This is a genomic window from Variovorax paradoxus (genome assembly GCF_000834655.1).
Classification (GTDB): Bacteria; Pseudomonadota; Gammaproteobacteria; order Burkholderiales; family Burkholderiaceae_C; genus Variovorax; species Variovorax paradoxus_F.
Window position 1 is genome coordinate 53,495 of sequence record NZ_JXQQ01000003.1, and the last position, 15,159, is coordinate 68,653.

13 protein-coding genes are annotated in these 15,159 nt (G+C 69.8%); 11 read left to right on the forward strand and 2 right to left on the reverse strand.

What is annotated here, in order from left to right; genetic code table 11:
• Window positions 1-51: 51 nt before the first annotated feature.
• Window positions 52-3,549 carry a response regulator gene (locus RT97_RS00665; protein WP_042576854.1) on the reverse strand — a complete coding sequence of 1,166 codons (3,498 nt, stop codon included), beginning with the start codon at window positions 3,547-3,549 and terminating at the stop codon, window positions 52-54.
• A 144-nt stretch (window positions 3,550-3,693) separates the two neighbouring features.
• Here RT97_RS00665 and RT97_RS00670 point away from each other — a divergent pair, with 144 nt between their 5' ends.
• Window positions 3,694-6,012, forward strand: a complete 2,319-nt coding sequence (locus RT97_RS00670) for an ATP-dependent DNA helicase (RefSeq protein WP_042576855.1) — start codon at window positions 3,694-3,696, stop codon at window positions 6,010-6,012.
• Window positions 5,999-6,631, forward strand: coding sequence for an alpha-ketoglutarate-dependent dioxygenase AlkB (locus RT97_RS00675; RefSeq protein ID WP_042576856.1), 633 nt, complete (start codon window positions 5,999-6,001; stop codon window positions 6,629-6,631). The genes RT97_RS00670 and RT97_RS00675 overlap by 14 nt, the downstream gene beginning before the upstream one ends.
• 15 nt (window positions 6,632-6,646) lie before the next feature.
• On the opposite strand, the gene RT97_RS00680 is transcribed toward RT97_RS00675, so the two are convergent.
• Window positions 6,647-6,859, reverse strand: coding sequence for a hypothetical protein (locus RT97_RS00680; RefSeq protein WP_253278095.1), 213 nt, complete (start codon window positions 6,857-6,859; stop codon window positions 6,647-6,649).
• A gap of 257 nt (window positions 6,860-7,116) precedes the next feature.
• On the opposite strand from RT97_RS00680, the gene RT97_RS00685 reads away from it, so the two are divergent.
• From RT97_RS00685 to bioD, 9 genes are all read left to right on the forward strand, one after another.
• Entirely contained in the window at window positions 7,117-8,127 is a 1,011-nt protein-coding gene (locus RT97_RS00685; protein WP_042576857.1) for an acyl-CoA dehydrogenase, read from the forward strand.
• Complete coding sequence (locus RT97_RS00690) at window positions 8,115-8,873, forward strand: PIG-L deacetylase family protein (protein ID WP_042576858.1); 759 nt, start codon at window positions 8,115-8,117, stop codon at window positions 8,871-8,873. Before RT97_RS00685 ends, RT97_RS00690 begins: the two co-directional genes overlap by 13 nt.
• Window positions 8,870-9,481, forward strand: coding sequence for a class I SAM-dependent methyltransferase (locus RT97_RS00695; RefSeq protein WP_042576859.1), 612 nt, complete (start codon window positions 8,870-8,872; stop codon window positions 9,479-9,481). The genes RT97_RS00690 and RT97_RS00695 overlap by 4 nt, the downstream gene beginning before the upstream one ends.
• Window positions 9,478-10,191 (forward strand): glycosyltransferase, encoded by a 714-nt coding sequence (locus tag RT97_RS00700; RefSeq protein ID WP_042576860.1) that lies wholly within the window; start codon window positions 9,478-9,480, stop codon window positions 10,189-10,191. The genes RT97_RS00695 and RT97_RS00700 overlap by 4 nt, the downstream gene beginning before the upstream one ends.
• Before the next feature lie 136 nt (window positions 10,192-10,327).
• On the forward strand, window positions 10,328-10,639 hold the full coding sequence (locus RT97_RS00705; RefSeq protein WP_042576861.1) for a hypothetical protein: 312 nt from the start codon (window positions 10,328-10,330) through the stop codon (window positions 10,637-10,639).
• A 9-nt stretch (window positions 10,640-10,648) separates the two neighbouring features.
• A complete protein-coding gene (locus RT97_RS00710; protein WP_042576891.1) occupies window positions 10,649-11,512 on the forward strand; it encodes an NmrA family NAD(P)-binding protein in 864 nt (287 codons plus the stop codon).
• A gap of 305 nt (window positions 11,513-11,817) precedes the next feature.
• Window positions 11,818-13,212 carry an adenosylmethionine--8-amino-7-oxononanoate transaminase gene (locus RT97_RS00715; RefSeq protein WP_042576862.1) on the forward strand — a complete coding sequence of 465 codons (1,395 nt, stop codon included), beginning with the start codon at window positions 11,818-11,820 and terminating at the stop codon, window positions 13,210-13,212.
• Window positions 13,196-14,428 carry an 8-amino-7-oxononanoate synthase gene (gene bioF, locus RT97_RS00720; protein WP_042576892.1) on the forward strand — a complete coding sequence of 411 codons (1,233 nt, stop codon included), beginning with the start codon at window positions 13,196-13,198 and terminating at the stop codon, window positions 14,426-14,428. Before RT97_RS00715 ends, bioF begins: the two co-directional genes overlap by 17 nt.
• Window positions 14,425-15,153, forward strand: coding sequence for a dethiobiotin synthase (gene bioD / locus RT97_RS00725; protein ID WP_042576863.1), 729 nt, complete (start codon window positions 14,425-14,427; stop codon window positions 15,151-15,153). The genes bioF and bioD overlap by 4 nt, the downstream gene beginning before the upstream one ends.
• Window positions 15,154-15,159: the final 6 nt, after the last annotated feature.

The following is a 15,159-nucleotide window of genomic DNA, read 5'->3' on the forward strand; positions in this document are numbered from 1 at the left end:
TATCGCTGAGCGGCTGCAGCGGCGGGGGCGGCGGGGAGGGCGGCTTGGCGGTCACAGGCGCTCCATCTTCGGCATCCACACGCGCAAGAGCGAGAACAGCCGCTCCAGGTCGACGGGCTTGGCCAGGTAGTCGTTGGCGCCGGCGGCCAGGCACTGGTCGCGGTCGTCCTTCATGGCCTTGGCGGTGATGGCGATCACCGGCATCTTCTCGAAGCGCGGGTCGGCACGCAGGCGCCGCGTGGCTTCCAGGCCGTCCATCTCCGGCATCATCACGTCCATCAGCACCAGGTCGATCTCGCGCACCTGGTCGAGCTTCTCGAGCGCCTCGCGGCCGTTGCGGCCGATCTCCACCTCGGCGCCGCGCTGCTCCAGCGCGCTGGTGAGGGCGAAGATGTTGCGCACGTCGTCGTCCACCAGGAGGATGGTGCGGCCCTCGAAGATGCGGTCGCGCCCGCGGGCGGTCTTCAGCATGCCCTGGCGCTCGGTGGAGAGCGAGGCCTCCACCTTGTGCAGGAAGAGCGTCACCTCGTCGAGCAGGCGCTCGGGCGAGCGGGCGCCCTTGATGATGATCGAGCGCGAGTAGCGCTGCAGTTCCGTCTCCTCGTCGCGCGTGAGGTTGCGCCCGGTGTAGACGATGACCGGAGGGAACGACACGATCTCTTCGGCCGCCATCGCCTTGAGCAGGTCGCTGCCCTGCATGTCGGGCAGCCGCAGGTCGGTGATCATGCAGTCGAAGACGCGGGTGCGCAGCAGCTCCAGCGCCTCTTCGCCGGAGCCGACGGCGACGATCTCGATGTCGTCGTCGCCGATCAGCTTGATCACGGCTTCGCGTTGGAGCGCGTCGTCTTCCACCAGCAGCACGACCTTGACCTTCTGCGTGAGCTTGTCTTCGAGCCGGCCGAACACCTTCATGAGTTCGTCGCGCGTGGCCGGCTTCAGCGCGAAGCCGATGGCGCCCATGTGCAGCGCCGCTGCCTGCGCGTTGTCGGCGGCCGAGACCACGTGGATGGGAATGTGGCGCGTGTGCGGCGAATCCTTGAGCTTCTGCAGCACGTCCAGGCCGGTGCTGTCGGGCAGGCGCATGTCCAGCAGGATGGCGTCGGGCACGAACTGCGTGGCCAGCTCGAAGCCGTCTGCCGCGCCGTGCGCCACCAGGCACCGGTAGCCCAGCTCGTGCGCCAGGTCGTAGAGGATGTGCGCGAACTGCGGCTCGTCCTCGATCACCAGCACGCGGCGCACCTGGTCGCGCGGCAGCGCGCGGTCGTCGTCGAACTGCGGCGCCGGCACCACCGCACGCGGCGCCGGCGCCTGCGGTGCAACGGGCACGGCCGCAGCCGCCGGGCTTCGGTTGCCGGGCGCATAGGTTGGCATGGTCCGCGGCGCGGCGGCCTGCTGCGCCGAAGCCTGCGGTGCCAGGGCCGGCAACTGCAGGATGAAGGTGCTGCCCTTGCCCGGCTCGCTCTGCACGGTGAGCGTGCCGCCCAGGAGGTGCGTGAGGTCGCGCGAGATCGACAGCCCCAAACCCGTGCCGCCATAGCGCCGGCTGGTGGTGCCGTCGGCCTGGCGGAAGGCCTCGAAGATGAGGTCGTGCTGCTGCGGGTCGATGCCGATGCCCGAGTCGGACACCGCGAAGGCCGCGCCGCCATCGGCCGTGGCGGAGACCACCAGCGCCACCTCGCCCTGGTCGGTGAACTTGAGCGCGTTCGACAGCAGGTTCTTCAGGATCTGCTCGACCCGCTGGCGGTCGGTGACCAGCGAAACCGGCGCGCCCGGCTGCACCTGGAGCCGGAAGCTCAGGCTCTTTTGCATCGCGAGCGGGCTGAAGGTGCTCTCCAGGCTCTGCGCAAGGCGTTCGAGCGACACGTCTTCGGGCACCACTTCGAGCTTGCCGGCCTCGACCTTGGCGATGTCCAGGATGTCGTTGATCAGCACCAGCAGGTCGTTGCCCGACGAATAGATCGACTCGGCGAACTTCACCTGCTCCAGCGTGAGGTTGCCCTGCGGGTTGTCGCCCAGGAGCTTGGCCAGGATCAGCGCGCTGTTGAGCGGCGTGCGCAGCTCGTGCGACATGTTCGCAAGGAACTCCGACTTGTAGCGGCTCGCGCGCTGCAGCTCGTCGGCGCGGTCTTCCAGGTCGCGCTGCACGCGGCGCAGGGCCGTGTTGCGCTGGTCCAGCGCCTCGGTGCGCTCGGAGAGCTGGCTGTTGGTCTGCTCCAGCTCGGCCTGCTGGTTCTCCAGCATCGCCTGCGAGGCGCGCAGGGCCCGAGACTGCTCTTCGAGCTCTTCGTTGGCGGTGCGCAGTTCTTCCTGCTGCACCTGCAGTTCCTCGTTGAGTTGCTGGGTCTCGGCCAGCACGTCCTGGAGCTGTTCGCGGTAACGTGCCGCCGCGAGCGAGGTGCCGATGTCGTCGCACACCACCTCCAGCAGCTGGCTCGCGCGCTCGTCGGGCGCGCCGGGCAGGCCCAGTTCGACCACGCCGTTGACGATGCCGTCGCTCATCACCGGCATCAGCAGCACGGTCTTGGGTGCCATGGCGCCCAGGCCCGAGTTGACCTTCAGGTAGCTGGCGTCGATCGGGTCGACCAGCATGCGGCGGCGCTCGGCCGCGGCCTGGCCCACCAGGCTCTCGGTGGGCGAGAAGACCTGCTGCGAGGCTTCGGCATCGGCCGAGAACCCGTAGCTCGCGGCGCGGCGCAGGGGCCCGTGGCGCTCCCGCACATACATCGCGCCGACGTTGCTGCCCAGGTGCCGCGAGAAGAAGGCGAGGATCTTGCGGCCCATGTCCGGCGCGGTCAGCTCGCCGACCAGTTCGCCCACCAGCTCGGTCTGCGCGCCGCGCAGCCAGGCTTCTTCCGACAGCCGCTGCGAATGCGCGGCCTGTTCCTTGAGCACGACGTCGTAGCTGTCCGACAGCCGCACCAGCTGGCGGCGGCCGAAGTAGGCGATGAGTCCGGTCAGCGTGAGCGTGAAGAACAGGAAGAGCCCGACCACCCACCAGCTGGTGCGGTTGGCGTCGTTGTTGCGCTGGAAGCGCAGGGTCTGCTCGGTGTCCATGAACGCGGTGTATTCAGCGCGCATGTCGTCGGTCAGCCGCTTGCCGCGGCCCAGGCGCACGATGGCCTGGATGTCGCCGCCGGCGCGGCGGGCCGCAATCGTGTCGCGGGCGAAATCGTTCCATGCGTCCTGCAGCCCGGAGATGCGGTCGAGGCGCTCCACCTGCTGCTGGTTGTCCGACACCAGCTTGCGCAGCGCGTCGGTATCGGGTTTCAGTCGCGGCAGGGCACTCTGGTAGGGCTCCAGGAAGCTCTCTTCACCGGTGAGCAGGAAGCCGCGCAGGCCGGTCTCCATGTCGATGCTGCGGCGCTGCAGTTCGCTGGCCGAGCGGGTCACCCGGTCGGTGTGTTCCACCCAGCTGATGGTCGAGAGCAGGAACAGGATGAGTCCGACGAACACCACGGCGCCAAACAGCCCCCCCAGCATCGGGAGCTTGAGGTTGCGGCTCAGCAGACGGTCGAAATCGTGGGGATCGATGGCAGCGGGAGTTTTCATCAGCACATTTGTAAGCAAAACTTGTCAAGTTTTGCCGAAAAGGGAGGGTCGTCCTGTCGGAGAAGACCCCGAGACCTTCGATTGAACCTCAACGGCAACACCTTGCTGCTCGTTATACTGTAGTTTCATACAGTGATTCGAGAGATGGCCTCGGCTTACTCCACCTCGCCCGTCCCGGCTCCCGCTGCTTACGTCGTTTCCGTCAAGGCGCTTTGCGCTTTCGGCGCGAAGGCGGGCGACCTCGACCTGCGCTTCGTGCCCGCGCCCAGTGCGCTCGAAGGCATGGCCGGCCACGCGCTCGTGCAGGGGCGTCGGGGTGGCAGCTACCAGAGCGAGGTGTCGCTCGAATCCCGCCACGGTGCGCTGCGCGTTCGCGGCCGCGCCGACGGCTACGAGCCCGGCGAACCGCGCATCGAAGAAATCAAGACCTTCCGCGGCGACTTCGACGCCATCCGCGGCAACCACCGCGCACTGCACTGGGCGCAGGCCCGCACCTACGGCTGGATGCTGTGCGAGCAACACGGGCACGCCCAGATGACGGTCGCGCTCGTCTACCTCGACCTGGCCACCGGCGAGGAAACCGTGCTCGAAGAACGCCACACGTGGGACGCGTTGCGCGAGCAGTTCGAGTCGCTGTGCGATCGCTACGCCGCCTGGGCGCAGCAGGAAGCCGACCACCACGGCGCGCTCGACCGGACGCTGGCGCAGCTCGCGTTCCCGCACCAGTCGTTCCGCGCCGGCCAGCGCGAGCTGGCCGAAGCCGTCTACCGCGCAGCCGCCGGCGGGCGCTGTCTCATGGCGCAGGCGCCCACGGGCATCGGCAAGACGCTGGCCACCATCTTCCCGCTGCTCAAGGCCCGCGCGGCGGGAAAGCTCGACAAGGTCTTCTTCCTCACCGCCAAGACCTCCGGCCGTCCGGTGGCGCTCGATGCGCTGCGGGTGCTGGGCAAGGGCTGCGCCGCGGATGGCGCGCAGCCGCGCGTGCTCGAACTCGCGGCGCGCGAGAAGGTCTGCGAATACCCCGACCGCGCCTGCAACGGCGACTCGTGCCCGCTCGCCAAGGGCTTCTACGACCGCCTGCCCGCCGCGCGCATCGAGGCCGCACAGGTCGGCTGGCTCGACCGGCAGGCGGTGCGGCAGGTCGCGCTGCAGCACACGGTGTGCCCTTATTTCCTGGCACAGGAAATGGCCCACTGGAGCGACGTGCTCGTGGGTGACTACAACTACTACTTCGACAGCAGCGCCTTCCTTTTCGCCACGATGAAAGACGCCGGCTGGCGCGTCGCGGTGCTGGTGGACGAAGCGCACAACCTCCTGGAGCGCGCCCGCGGCATGTACACGGCGCAGCTGGAGGGCGGAGCGCTCGAAGAGGCGCACCGCATCGCGCCCGCCCCGGTGCGCGGCCCGCTCGCTCGGCTCTTTCGCGAGTGGGACACCGTCCAGCAATCGCAGGTCGACAACTACGAAACCGCCGACGAGATTCCCGAGCGCTTCGTTCGCGCGCTGCAGGCGGCCAACACGGCCATGGGCGAGTACTTCGCCGCCAAGCCCGAGGCGGCGCAGGGCCCGCTGCAGCGCTTCTTTTTCGATGCGCTGCACTTCGCGCGGCTCGCGGAGGTGTTCGACGATCACTCGGTGTTCGAGCGCACCCTGGGCATCACCCAGCAAGACCGCACCCTGGCGATCCGCAACCTCGTGCCCGCGCCGTTCCTGGAAGGCCGGTTCGCGGATGCGGTGTCGGTCACCTGTTTCTCGGGCACGCTTTCTCCGTTCGCCTTCTACCGCGACGCGCTCGGGCTGCCTCCGGACACCGCGCTGCTCGACGTGGCCTCGCCGTTCAACAGCCTGCAGCTGCGCGTGGAAGTGGCGATGGACGTCTCCACGCGCTTTCGCGACCGCGCCGGATCGCTCGGCAACGTGGCGGGCATCATCGGCGCCCAGTTCGAGCGCATGCCCGGCAACTACCTGGCTTTCTTCAGCAGCTTCGATTACCTGGAGAGCGCCCGCGCCGCCTTCTCGGCGCGGCACCCCGGCGTGCCCGTGTGGACGCAAACGCGCGGCATGCTCGAGGCCGACCGCCACGGCTTCATCGCGCGCTTCGAGGAGGGCGGCCGGGGCATAGGCTTCGCGGTGCTCGGCGGCGCGTTCGGCGAGGGCATCGACCTGCCGGGCAGCCGCCTCGTCGGCGCCTTCGTCGCGAGCCTGGGCTTGCCGCAGTACAACGCGCTCAACGAGATCACGCGCGAGCGCATGCAGTCGCGCTTCGGCAAGGGCTACGAGTACACCTATCTCTATCCGGGCCTGCAGAAAGTGGTGCAGGCGGCCGGGCGCGTGATCCGCACCGAGGAAGACAGGGGCGTGCTGCACCTGCTGGACGATCGCTTCGCGCGCACGGAAATCCGCGAGCTGCTGCCGCGCTGGTGGCACGTGCAGGTGGGGAAGGCCGGCGATGCGCGCCGCTAGACGCCTCGAACACGCGGGGCAGGACGACCTGTTCGGGGGAGCGCCGGCGGCCGTCATCGAGGGGCTTCGCTACGAGCGCGAATTCCTGTCGCGAGACGAAGAGGCCGGACTGCTGCGCATCGTGCAGGCCTTGCCGCTCAAGGAGATGCGCTACAAGGAATACACCGCGCGCCGCCGCGGCATCAGCTTCGGCGGCAGCTACGACTTCGACACCAATCGCCTGAAGCCCGGCGCGCCGCTGCCCGAGGCGCTGCATCCGCTGCGGGTAAGGGCGGCAGCGTGGCTCGGCGTGGCGCCCGAAGAACTCACCCACATGCTGATCGCCGAGTACCAGCCGGGCACGCCGCTCGGCTGGCATCGCGACGTGCCGGATTTCGAGGACATCGTGGGCGTCTCGCTGCAGAGCGATGCGGTGATGCAGTTCAGGCCTTACCGACCGCAAGGCGCATCGAACTCCGATGCGGGGAATGTGCAGTTCCTGATCGAACCGCGCTCGATCTATTTGCTGCGCGGTCCGGCGCGGTGGGCATGGCAGCACGCCATTGCGCCCACCGAAGCCTTGCGCTATTCGATCACGCTGCGCACGCCATCGAAAAGGCGCCAGGCGTCGGGACGCTGACGGCGCGGGGCAGGGCTATCGGGTCCCGCCTCCTCGCCGCGACTGGATCTGGTTGCTCCCGCCCACGTGGCTCTCGCGGTCGTGGCGGCTCTCGGGTGTGCGGCGCGGCTCGTTGCGGGAGGTGGGTTGCTGGTGGCCGGCCTTGTTGTGTGCCGAAGGCTGCGTGGTGTCGTTCTCGTCCCGGTCGTTCGTGTCGTCGCGGGTGTCGATGGTGCTGGGCTTCGTCATCGGGAATCCTTTGCGTGGTGAATGGAGGGGGGAGATCTCTTTCTCTTCCCGCGTCGGGCCCTGCCATGTGGGAGGAGGCCGACCCCGGCCGTCGGTCATGCCGCGCGGATGGCTGTGCGCGAAGCACGGCCGACGGTTGCCGCGTTCCGCAGTTCCTCCTACACGGGCGGAAGCCGCCCACCGACGATTCGCGTTGCATGGCTTGCCTACCTTGACTCGAAGTTTCTTTTTCTTTCGATTCACGTGGCCTTACCCTCATGCTTCAACGCGCTCCCGACGACGCCCTCCTGCAGTTGCAGCTTCGCCACGGCGGCGACCTGGCACTGAATCATCTGGTCGATGCGCGCATCGACGCGCTTCCGCAGCCCGGCGCCGGCCAGACCCTGGCGCGCTGGCGCGTGCTCGCCGAAGTCGCGGCGCACGACCTCTCGCTGGTGAAATTGTTCGAAGGGCACACCGATGCGCTCGCCATCCTCGCGGAACTCGGCGGCGCCCCCGAGACCCCGGCCGGCGCCTCCTGGGGCACGTGGTGCGCGGAGCCACCCGACGCGCGAGTCACGCTCGATGCGCACGAAAGCGGCCGCGTCCGCCTCACGGGAACCAAGGCCTGGTGCTCGGGCGCCGCAAAGGTGTCGCATGCCGTCGTGAGCTGCTGGAACGCGGCCGGCGACCCATGCCTAGCCGCCGTCGCCATGGACCAGCCCACCGTCTGGGTGACCGAGAACGGCTGGTACGCGGTCGGCATGGCCGCGAGCGGCAGCGTCGACGTTCGTTTCAACCGCGCGGTGGCCACGCCGATCGGCCAGCCCGGCGACTACGTGAACCGTGCCGGCTTCTGGCAGGGCGGCGCGGGCATCGCGGCATGCTGGTTCGGCGGCTTGCTCGGCATCGCGCGCATGGTCCAGCAGCGCAAGGGCCCCAAGCCGGACGCCCACCGCCTCGCGCACATCGGCGCCATCGACGTCGCTTTGACCGCGGCCGCCGCGCAGCTGCGTGAAGCCGCCGCGTGGATCGACGAGCACCCCAAGGACAGCGCGCAACGCGTCGCCTTGCGCGCACGCCTCGTCGTCGAGCAGGCGGCCAATGAGGTGATCCACCACGCCGGCCGCGCCGTCGGCGCCGGTCCGCTGTGCCGCGACCCGCGCTTCGCCCGCGCCATGGCCGACCTGCCGGTGTTCCTGCGCCAGAGCCACGCCGAGCGCGATCTCGCCGCGCTCGGCCAGTTCGCCGCGAACGAGCAGGAGGAGCCGTCGTCATGGACGCTGTAGCGCAACGCGCCATCCGCGGAGAAGGCACGACCGAGGCCGAGTGGAGCGGCTGGCCCGGCCTCGCACGCCTGCCCGCCATCACGCCGCACGAGCTGGTCCCCAAGAACGCCCGCGCCGTGGTCGTCGCGCCGCATCCCGACGACGAGGTGCTGTCAGTGGGCGGCCTGCTCGCCCAGTTGGCCGAGTGCGGCCGGCCCGTCGAGGTGATCGCGGTCACCGACGGCACCGCCAGCCACCGGGGCTCGACCGAATGGCCCGTCGAGCGCCTCGCACGTATGCGCCCGCAGGAAAGCCTGAAGGCGCTGCAGTGCCTGGGTCTCGCCATCGAACCCATTCGCCTGGGCCTGCCCGACGGCGGGCTGAAGGCGATGCGCGCCACGCTCGCGGCGCGGCTCGTTTCTTTGCTGCGGCCCGGCGACGTGGTGTTCACCACCTGGCGCCGCGACGGTCACCCCGACCACGAAGCGACAGGCGAGGCCTGTGCGTTGGCGGCCGCGAGTGCCGGCGCGCGGCTCGCGGAAGTGCCCGTGTGGGGCTGGCACTGGTCGCGACCGGGCGACGCACGCATGCCCTGGCAGCGCGCTTTCCGGCTCCCGCTCGGCGAAGAGGCCCTGCGGCGCAAGCGCGCGGCCGTCCGGGCGTTCACCAGCCAACTGCGGCGCGATGCATCCACGGGCTCCGGCCCGGTGCTTCGCGCCACCACCGTCCAGCGCGCGGCGCGTCCCTTCGAGGTGATCTTCCTGTGAGCACGAACAACGACCAGCGGCCTTACTTCGACGCGCTCTATTCGGCCAGCGAAGACCCCTATGCGCTGCGCCAGCGCTGGTACGAGGCGCGCAAGCGCGCGCTGCTGCTGGCGGCCTTGCCCCAGGCGCGCTACCGCCGGGTCTACGAGCCCGGCTGCGGCATCGGCGAACTCACGCTGGCGCTCTCGCACCGCTGCGATGACTTGCTGGCGAGCGATTTCTCGGCGCATGCCGTGACACTCGCACGCAAGCGCACCGAAGGGCGGCCCAACGTGCGCGTCGAACAGCACGTGCTGCCCGCCGACTGGCCGCGCGAGGACGGCCGCTTCGATCTCATCGTGCTGAGCGAGATGGGCTACTTTCTCGACCGCAACGACATGCAGCGCCTGGCCCGCTGCTGCGAAGAAACGCTCGAGGCCGACGGCACCCTCGTCGCCTGCGACTGGCGCCCCGATTTCGCGCAGCGCAGCCTGTCCACGAGCGACGTGCACGGCGCGCTGGCCGCGCTAGGGCTCGCCAGGCTCGCGCTCCATGAAGAAGACGACTTCGTGATGCAGGTCTGGACCCGCGATGCCCGCTCGGTGGCCGAGCGCGAGGGCATCCGGTGATCGGCGTCGTCATTCCCGCGCACAACGAGGGCGAGCGCATCGGCGCCGCGCTCGAGGCGGTGCTGCGCGCGGCGGCACACCCGGCGCTCCTGGGCGAAACGGTCGGCGTGGCCGTGGTGCTGGACAGCTGCAGCGATTCGACAAGTGCCGTGGTCGCGCAATATCCCGTCATCGGCATCGCGCTGGATGCCCGCAACGTCGGCATCGCGCGGGCCCGCGGTGCGGACCTGTTCGTCGGCGGCGGCGCCCGGTGGCTTGCCTTCACCGACGCAGACACGCTCGTCTCGCCGGACTGGCTGGTCAAGCAGCTGGCCGAGAACGCCGATGTGGTCTGCGGCTCGATCGGCGTGGAAGACTGGGGCGCGCATGGCCTGGAAGGCAGCGCGGTGCAGGCGCACTTCGCCACCCACTACGTCGATGCCGACGGCCACCGGCACATCCACGGCGCCAACCTCGGCGTGTCGGCCGAGGCTTATTGCCGCGTGGGCGGCTTCCAGCCTTTGGCCTGCAGCGAAGACGTCGCGCTGGTCGAGGCGCTGCAGGCCGCCGGCGCCCGCATCGCCTGGAGCGCGGGGCCGCGCGTGACCACCAGCGCCCGCACCGATGCGCGCGCTCGCGGCGGCTTCGGCGACACCATCCTTGCCATGGTCGCGTCGCTCGCCAAGCCGGCGGATACCGAACTCGGCGCGCTGCTGCGACCTGCTGCCTGAACGGCTAGCGCCGCGAACCTGTGTCGCGAACCTGCGTCGCGACAGACAACGCTGACGCGCATCGCGTCCGTCTTCTTACCCAATACCCGGGTCGCACGCCCAGCATGAAAGCTCCCCAACCTGAAGGAGCGATGACATGCCAAGAGGCGACAAGTCGTCCTACACGGACAAGCAGAAACGCAAGGCCGAGCACATCGAGGAAGGCTACGAGCACCGCGGTGTCGGCAAGGGCGAGGCCGAGCGCCGCGCCTGGGCCACGGTGAATGCCGAGACGGGCGGCGGCAAGAAGAGCGGATCGGGCCGCGGCAAGGCCGAGAGCCACGCGCCCTCGCGCAAGGGCGCCCACAAGGGCGGCGCGGCCGCAGCCTCCCGCACGGCGGCCGAGCGCTCGGCTTCCGCGAAAAAGGGCGCCGCCACGCGCAAGCGCAACGCCGAGAAGCGCGGCTAGGGGATGGCCATGCACATCATCCTGGGCGCCACGGGCCACGTCGGCTCGTCACTCGCGCAAGCCCTGCTGGCGCGCAACGAACCCGTCACCGTGGTCACGCGCGATGCAAGCAAGGCCGAGCCCCTGAAGACCAAGGGCGCGCACGTCGCGCAGGTCGACGTGCTGGACACCGCCGCATTGCACCGCGTGATCGCGGGCGGGCACCGGCTCTTCGTGCTCAACCCGCCGGCGCCGCCATCGACCGACACGGTCGCCGAGGAGCGCAAGAGCCTGTACGCCATCGTCGCCGCGCTCGAGGGCTGCAAGCTCGAGAAGATCGTCTGCGAATCGGCCTACGGCGCGCAGCCGGGCAACGGCATCGGCGACCTGGGCGTGCTCTACGACATGGAACAGGAGCTGCAGGCCGGCAAGGTGCCGGTGAGCGCGATCCGCGCGGCCTACTACATGAGCAACTGGGACGCCTCGCTGGAGACCGCGCGAGCCGAGGGCAAGGTGCACAGCATGTACCCGCCCGATTTCAGGCTGCCGATGGTGGCGCCGCACGATCTGGGCGAGTTCGCCGCGCGGCTGATGCTGGGCGCGGCCGAGGCTTCGGGGCCGCACTACGTCGAAGGGCCGGAGCGCTACACGCCGGGCGATGTGGCGCAGGCGTTCTCTCAAGCGCTGGGCCGGCCGGTCGAAGTGGCGGTGACGCCGCCCGAACAGTGGGAGCAGGCATTCCGCTCGCTGGGGTTTTCGGAGGCGGCAGCGGCGTCGTATGCGGCGATGACGCGGATCACGCTGGAGAACGGGGAACAGCCCGAGAAGCCCGAGCGCGGGGCAACAACGCTTGCCGACTACATCACGGCGCTGGTGAGAAAGAGCGCTGCCTGAGTCTTGGCGAGTAAGGCTTGCCTCAATCGGACAACGGCATGTCCGATGAGGCGCGATAGCCCGGATACCTGGCGCTCCTCCGACATCCACCAGTTTTCTTTGGCGCTGATCGGACAACTTGCGATCGGCCAAGCGCAACCCCTCTGACCCAATGCTGTCGTGTTGCGCGCGCCTGCCCGGAACACGAGCGCTACGCCATTCATCGTCGTCCAAGCACGCTGCATTTCGCCAGCGCCAATGCAGTTTGTCGCGCCTGGTAAGCCTCGATACGATCCCGCGCCTTGCCCCCACAAAGGAACGCGCGGATGCCGCCTTCGACTGCTTTTTCTTCCTCCGCCAACACCGATTGGCAGCAGCGCAGCCGGCGCCACGTCTGGCATCCGTGCACGCAGAGCATCCGGCTCGAAGCGGTGCCGCCGCTGCCGATCGCGCGGGGGGAGGGCGTGTGGCTCGTCGACCATGACGGGCGGCGCTACCTCGACGCGACGAGTTCGTGGTGGGTCAATCTCTTCGGGCATGCGCACCCGGCCATCAACGCAGCGCTGAAGGACCAGCTCGACACGCTTTCGCACGTGATGCTGGCGGGTTGCACGCACGCGCCGGCCGTCGAACTGGCCGAGCGGCTGGCCGCGCTCACGGGTCATGCACTCGGCCATTGCTTCTACGCCTCCGACGGTGCTTCGGCCGTGGAGATCGCGCTGAAGATGAGCTTCCATGCATGGCGCAACGCGGGCCGCAGCGGCAAGCAGAGCTTCGTCGCGCTGCGGCACGGCTACCACGGCGAAACACTGGGTGCGCTGCATGTGACCGACGTGCCGGTGTTCCGCGATGCCTACGCACCGCTGCTCGCGAACGCGCACCTCGTCGCATCGCCCGACGCGCGGACCGCGTTGTCGGGCGAGGACGCCATCGCCGTGGCACGGCGCGCCGCTGCCGAACTCGAAGCGCTGCTGGCCGAACGGCATGCGTCCATCGCGGCCGTGATCGTCGAGCCGCTCGTGCAGTGCGCCACCGGCATGGCGATGCACGACCCCGAATACCTGCGCCTCGTGCGCGCGCTGTGCGACCGCTACGAGGTGCACCTCATCGCCGACGAAATAGCCGTGGGCTGCGGGCGCTCCGGCACGTTCTTCGCCTGCGAGCAGGCCGGCATCTGGCCCGATTTCCTGTGCCTCTCCAAAGGCATCAGCGGCGGCTACCTGCCGCTGGCCCTGGTGATGACGCGCGATGCGATCTACGAAGGCTTCGTGGATGACGACGTGGCACGCAGCTTCCTGCATTCGCATTCGTACACCGGCAACGCGCTGGCCTGCCGGGCGGCGCTCGCCACGCTCGACCTGTTCGAGCGCGAAGACGCATTGCGGCGCAACCGAGGCCGCGCCGAACGCTTGATCGGCAGGCTGCGCGAAGGGCTTCGCGGCATGCCCGTCGACCACCTGCGCCAGCGCGGAATGATCGCGGCCTTCGACGTGCGCGAGCCCGGTGCCCGTTTCGCGGAGCGCTTTCACCTCACGGCGCGCGCGAATGGATTGCTGATGCGGCCCATCGGTGCGACCGTCTACCTCATGCCTCCCTACGTGATCGGTGACGACGAGATCGACCGGCTGGTCGATGGCACGCTGGCCACGCTGCGGGCGGTGTCAGCTCCCGCGCATGCCGCGCATGCAGAAGCAGGAGGCCGCGATGTCGCGCTTGCTTGAACGCCTGCAGGGCGAGATCGCCGCGCTCGATGCGCAGGCGCTGCGCCGCCGCCGGCAGATCGCCGAGACGGCCTGCGCGCCCGAGCAGTCGCTGACGCTGGCCGGCGCGACCGCGCCGCGCACCATGCTCGGCTTCAGCAGCAACGACTACCTGGGCCTCGCGGCCCATCCGGCGCTCGCGGCGGCGCTGGCCGAAGGCGCGGCGCGCTATGGCACGGGCAGCGGTGGGTCGCACCTGATCCTGGGCCATTCGCGCGCGCACGCCGAGCTGGAAGAGCGGCTGGCGGATTGGATGGCGCCGTTCATCCCCGAGGCGCGCAGCCTTTTCTTCTGCACGGGCTACATGGCCAACCTCGCGGTGCTGTCGGCGCTCGGGGGCGCGGAGGCGGTGATCTTTTCGGAGTCGCTCAACCATGCGTCGCTGATCGACGGCGCGCGGCTGGCCAAGGCGCGGGTCGCGCGCTATCCGCATTGCGACGTGGCGGCGCTCGACGCGCAGCTCGCAGCCTGCGACGCGCCGGTCAAGCTGATCGTGAGCGATGCGGTCTTCAGCATGGACGGCAACATTGCGCCCGTGGCCGAGTTGCTCGCGCTCGCGGAGCGCCACGATGCCTGGCTGGTGCTGGACGACGCGCACGGCTTCGGCGTGCTGGGCGCCACGGGCCGAGGCGTGCTGCAGGCGATGGCGCTGCGCTCGGAGCGGCTGGTGCTCATCGGCACGCTGGGCAAGGCGGCGGGCGTGTCGGGCGCGTTCGTGGCGGCTCACCGCACTGTCGTCGACTACCTCGTGCAGCGGGCGCGGCCGTACATCTTCACCACCGCCGCGCCGCCGGCCATCGCGCATGCGCTGCTCGCGAGCCTCACGCTGATCGAAGGCGGGGAGGGCGACGAGCGCCGCGCGCAACTGAAGGCGCGCATCGCCCAGCTGCGCCGGGGCCTGAAGGCAATGCTCCCGCCGGACGGCAGCGCCTGGCTGCCCGATTCACCCACTGCGATCCAGCCGCTGATCGTCGGCGACAACGCGCGCGCGATGCGGACGATGGCGCAGCTCGATGCCCGGGGCCTGCGCGTCGGTGCGATCCGTCCGCCGACCGTGCCGGCCGGCACCGCGCGCCTGCGGATCGCGCTCTCGGCCAGCCACAGCGAGGCCGACGTGTCGCGGCTGGTCGATGCACTGGGCGACGCATTGGCGCAACCGTGGAAGGAGGCCGCATGACGCAGCGCCGATGGTTCGTCACGGGCACCGACACGGGTGTGGGCAAGACGCTGGTCAGCAGCGCGATGCTGAATCTGCTGGCCGCATCGGGCCTGCGCGCGGTCGGCATGAAGCCGGTGGCCGCGGGCCTGGAACGCGTCGACGGTACATGGCAGAACGAAGACGTCGAGCAACTGCGCAAGGCCGGCAACGTCGATGCGCCGCTGGCCCTGCGCTGCCCCTACCTGCTGCGCGCGCCGATGTCGCCGCATCTCGCAGCAAGGCAAGAGGGCGTGCGCATCGAACTGCCGAGGCTGCTGTCGGCCTTCGATGCGCTGTCGCGGCATGCGGATGCGGTGGTTGTCGAAGGCGTGGGCGGGTTCTGCTTGCCGTTCGGCGACGACCTCGACAGCGCCGGGCTGGCCGTGGCGCTCGGGCTGCCGGTGATCCTCGTGGTCGGCTTGCGGCTGGGCTGCCTCAACCACGCGCTGCTCACGGCCGAGGCCGTGCGGGCGCGCGGCCTGGTGCTGGCGGGCTGGGTCGCGAGCGTCATCGAGCCGCAGATGCTGTCGCCCGAAGCCAACCTGCAGACCTTGCGCGACCGGCTCGGCGCACCGTTGCTCGGCGTGGTGCCGCACCTGGCCGAGCCCGATGCGGCCAAGGCCGCGCGGAACCTCGACCTGCGCGCACTGCGCGCGACCGCTGCCCATGCCGCGCGGCGGTCGGCCGCGCTTGCTTTGGCCTGAACCGTT

What these genes read in the sequence shown, in the direction of transcription:
- RT97_RS00685 (WP_042576857.1), top strand. Translation starts at nt 7,117, where the DNA reads ATGCTTCAACGCGCTCCCGACGACGCCCTCCTGCAGTTGCAGCTTCGC.
- RT97_RS00715 (WP_042576862.1), top strand. Translation starts at nt 11,818, where the DNA reads ATGCCGCCTTCGACTGCTTTTTCTTCCTCCGCCAACACCGATTGGCAG.
- bioF (WP_042576892.1), top strand. Translation starts at nt 13,196, where the DNA reads ATGTCGCGCTTGCTTGAACGCCTGCAGGGCGAGATCGCCGCGCTCGAT.
- RT97_RS00665 (WP_042576854.1), bottom strand. Translation starts at nt 3,549, where the DNA reads ATGAAAACTCCCGCTGCCATCGATCCCCACGATTTCGACCGTCTGCTG.
- RT97_RS00675 (WP_042576856.1), top strand. Translation starts at nt 5,999, where the DNA reads ATGCGCGCCGCTAGACGCCTCGAACACGCGGGGCAGGACGACCTGTTC.
- RT97_RS00680 (WP_253278095.1), bottom strand. Translation starts at nt 6,859, where the DNA reads ATGACGAAGCCCAGCACCATCGACACCCGCGACGACACGAACGACCGG.
- RT97_RS00670 (WP_042576855.1), top strand. Translation starts at nt 3,694, where the DNA reads ATGGCCTCGGCTTACTCCACCTCGCCCGTCCCGGCTCCCGCTGCTTAC.
- bioD (WP_042576863.1), top strand. Translation starts at nt 14,425, where the DNA reads ATGACGCAGCGCCGATGGTTCGTCACGGGCACCGACACGGGTGTGGGC.
- RT97_RS00690 (WP_042576858.1), top strand. Translation starts at nt 8,115, where the DNA reads ATGGACGCTGTAGCGCAACGCGCCATCCGCGGAGAAGGCACGACCGAG.
- RT97_RS00710 (WP_042576891.1), top strand. Translation starts at nt 10,649, where the DNA reads ATGCACATCATCCTGGGCGCCACGGGCCACGTCGGCTCGTCACTCGCG.
- RT97_RS00705 (WP_042576861.1), top strand. Translation starts at nt 10,328, where the DNA reads ATGCCAAGAGGCGACAAGTCGTCCTACACGGACAAGCAGAAACGCAAG.